Origin of the sequence: Pseudomonas sp. NPDC089396, assembly GCF_044749545.1 — a bacterium.
Classification (GTDB): domain Bacteria; phylum Pseudomonadota; class Gammaproteobacteria; order Pseudomonadales; family Pseudomonadaceae; genus Aquipseudomonas.
This window is the reverse complement of the sequence record NZ_JBIVIC010000027.1, coordinates 1-3,046: the sequence shown is the minus strand read 5'-3', so window position 1 is coordinate 3,046 and position 3,046 is coordinate 1. Positions and strand designations below refer to the sequence as shown.

Sequence of the window (3,046 nt, the reverse complement as noted above, 5' to 3'; positions counted from 1 at the left end):
GTGTGGGGTTTCCCCATGTGAGAGTAGGTCATCGTCAAGATTCATTTCGCAAAACCCCTATCTGCGCGAGCAGGTAGGGGTTTTGTCTTTTCTGCGTATGGAATCAGGCCATCCGGAGCCTTTCCGGGATGCCCTTTTCCTATGCAAGCCCACTACCCATAGCTATCATGCCAGCCTTATTCCAAGTCGAGACTGGCATGCTGAAGTTGTTGAATCTCCTCAAGGATGGCCGGTTCCATTCCGGTGAAGCTTTGGGGGCAGCCCTCGGTGTAAGTCGCAGCGCTGTCTGGAAGCAGCTGCAGCACCTGGAGAGTGAGCTGAACCTCACCATTCACAAGGTTCGCGGGCGCGGTTACCAGCTCGCGGCTCCCCTGGCTTTGCTCGATGCACAGGCTATCGCCGAGTTCGCCGAGGGCGAGCAGTGGCCCGTTTTTATCCACGAAAGCATTGATTCGACCAATGCGGAAGGCCTGAGGCTTGCTGGCCTTGGCCAGGTGGCGCCTTTCCTGGTGCTGGCCGAGCGCCAAAGCGCCGGGCGCGGGCGCCGCGGTCGGCAGTGGGTGAGCCCATTCGGCGAAAACCTTTACTACAGCCTGGTATTGCGAATCGACGGTGGCATGCGCCAGCTCGAGGGCTTGAGCCTGGTGGTGGGCTTGGCGGTTATGCGCACGCTGCAGGCTTTCGGCGTAAAGGATGTAGGGCTTAAGTGGCCAAACGATGTGCTTGTACGTGGGCGCAAGGTAACTGGCATCCTCCTTGAGCTGGTCGGGGACCCGGCTGACGTCTGCCATGTCGTGCTAGGGGTCGGCATCAATGTAAACATGCAGGCCAACGAGCATGTCGACCAGGCGTGGACCTCGATGCGGCGTGAAACCGGTGCGGCAATTGATCGCAATCGCCTTGTCGCGATGCTCAGCCAGCAACTGCAGCACGAACTGACACGCCATCGCCGTTATGGTTTTGCCGCTTTCCAGGAAGAATGGGAGCAGGCGCATCTCTGGCAGGGGTGTAACGTATCGCTTATCGCCGGCAGCACGCGCATCGATGGTGTGGTGCTGGGCGTCGACGGGCAGGGCGGCTTGCGTCTTGAAGTCGAAGGTGTTGAAAAGAGCTTCAGCGGTGGAGAGCTCAGTTTGAGGTTGCGTGATGATTCTTGAGCTCGATTGCGGTAACAGCTTCATCAAGTGGCGGGTGATTCACACTGCCGACGCCACTATCGTGGGCGGCGGCATTGTCGATTCGGACCAGGCATTGCTCGCTCAGGTGAGTGCCTTGACGTCGGTGCGGTTGACCGCTTGCCGCATCGTCAGCGTGCGCAGCGAAGAAGAGACGACAGCGCTCTGCGCATTGATTGCCCAGGCCTTCGGTGTTGCCGCCCAGGTTGCGCAGCCAGCGCAGGCAATGGCTGGGGTGCGTAATGGCTACGAAGATTACCAGCGCCTGGGGATGGATCGCTGGTTGGCTGCCTTGGGGGCGTTCCACCTGTCCAAGGGCGCTTGCCTGGTGATCGATTTGGGTACGGCCGCCAAGGCCGACTTCATTGCTGCCGATGGCGAGCACCTGGGCGGTTACATTTGCCCCGGCATGCCGCTGATGCGTAGCCAGTTGCGCACACATACCCGGCGTATCCGCTATGACGATGCTTCGGCCGAGCGGGCATTGGTCAGTCTCGCTCCCGGGCGCTCCACCGTCGAAGCCGTGGAGCGAGGCTGTGTGCTCATGTTGCAAGGTTTTGCTTGTGCTCAACTTGAGCAGGCGCGTGCGCTGTGGGGAGAAGATTTCGCCGTGTTCCTTACCGGGGGCGATGCGCCCTTGGTGCGTGATGCCATACCACAGGCGCGCGTGGTTCCCGACCTGGTATTCGTTGGCCTGGCAATGGCCTGCCCACTGGACTGAGGTGCTTATGCGTTGGTTGTTTCTGCTGTTGCTGGTGCTCAATGTCTTCTATTACGTCTGGCACCAACAGGAAGCCCCGCTGAAAGCCAAGGATGTCGCCCCGCTGTCACTCTATAAAGGAAGCCAGCAGGAAATCCGCCTGCTGCGCGAAACAGGTGGGGCCGAGCCGGCCCGTCGCCGTGATGAATGTCTGGTGGTGGGCGGCTTCGCAGGGCGTGAGCAGCTTGATGCCCTGCGTCAGCGTTTGTTGAGCCTGGATATCAGCGCTTCCCCGGTCGTAGGCCAGCTGCCGGGTGCCGACGGTGCATGGCTGAAAATCGCCCCGGAAAGCGAGCGTTTACTGGACCAAACCGTCCTCGCCTCTCTTTCCAATGATTTCAAAGACTTAAAACATAAAATTATTTTCTGCCAGGGTATTGCAACTGGCGAATAGCTTGATAGAATGGCGCCCGCTTCACAGGGAACACCACTTAGGTGGCAGAACTGGAAGCAGTGTCAAAGCAGCTAAGTTTCAGATTTGATTGAAAAAATTTGAAAAAAAGCTTGACACTAGGACGGCAGACAAATAGAATGCCGGCCACATCTGGAGGGATTCCCGAGCGGTCAAAGGGGACGGACTGTAAATCCGTTGCGAGAGCTTCGAAGGTTCGAATCCTTCTCCCTCCACCAGTTTTAGCGAGAGCCGCAAGCTCCGCGGGTATAGTTTAGTGGTAGAACCTCAGCCTTCCAAGCTGATGATGCGGGTTCGATTCCCGCTACCCGCTCCAAGTTTGCTGGATTTTGCACAATGTGTTTCGCTCTTGTAGCTCAGTTGGTAGAGCACACCCTTGGTAAGGGTGAGGTCAGCGGTTCAAGTCCGCTCAAGAGCTCCATATAAACAAGGCAGATATGAAAATATCTGCCTTTGTTTTATCAGCGCAAGACTATTTCTTCTGCGGAGGATTGTATCGATGGCTAAGGAAAAGTTTGATCGTTCCCTACCTCACGTTAACGTCGGCACTATCGGCCACGTTGACCACGGTAAAACCACTCTGACCGCAGCTCTGACTCGCGTCTGCTCCGAAGTTTTCGGTTCGGCAATCGTTGAGTTCGACAAGATCGACTCGGCTCCGGAAGAAAAAGCGCGCGGTATTACCATCAACACCGCTCA

At 57.4% G+C, this 3,046-nt stretch carries 4 protein-coding genes and 3 tRNA genes; all 7 read left to right on the top strand.

All coding sequences use genetic code 11. From position 1 onward, the window contains the following. Positions 1-197 precede the first annotated feature (197 nt). On the top strand, positions 198-1,157 hold the full coding sequence (birA, locus tag ACIPZB_RS27160; RefSeq protein ID WP_400643482.1) for a bifunctional biotin--[acetyl-CoA-carboxylase] ligase/biotin operon repressor BirA: 960 nt from the start codon (positions 198-200) through the stop codon (positions 1,155-1,157). Further along, the gene (locus ACIPZB_RS27155) at positions 1,147-1,896 is read left to right on the top strand and encodes a pantothenate kinase (protein WP_400643481.1); all 750 of its coding nucleotides are present in this window, start codon (positions 1,147-1,149) and stop codon (positions 1,894-1,896) included. Before birA ends, ACIPZB_RS27155 begins: the two co-directional genes overlap by 11 nt. Before the next feature lie 7 nt (positions 1,897-1,903). Continuing rightward, on the top strand, positions 1,904-2,329 hold the full coding sequence (locus tag ACIPZB_RS27150; protein WP_400643480.1) for a hypothetical protein: 426 nt from the start codon (positions 1,904-1,906) through the stop codon (positions 2,327-2,329). A gap of 152 nt (positions 2,330-2,481) precedes the next feature. Beyond that, positions 2,482-2,565, top strand: a tRNA-Tyr gene (locus ACIPZB_RS27145). A 24-nt stretch (positions 2,566-2,589) separates the two neighbouring features. After that, positions 2,590-2,663: transfer RNA gene (locus ACIPZB_RS27140), tRNA-Gly, on the top strand. A gap of 29 nt (positions 2,664-2,692) precedes the next feature. After that, a tRNA-Thr gene (locus ACIPZB_RS27135) sits at positions 2,693-2,768 on the top strand. A gap of 78 nt (positions 2,769-2,846) precedes the next feature. Beyond that, on the top strand, positions 2,847-3,046 hold a 200-nt coding region (locus ACIPZB_RS27130), incomplete at its 3' end, for a GTP-binding protein (RefSeq protein WP_400643463.1).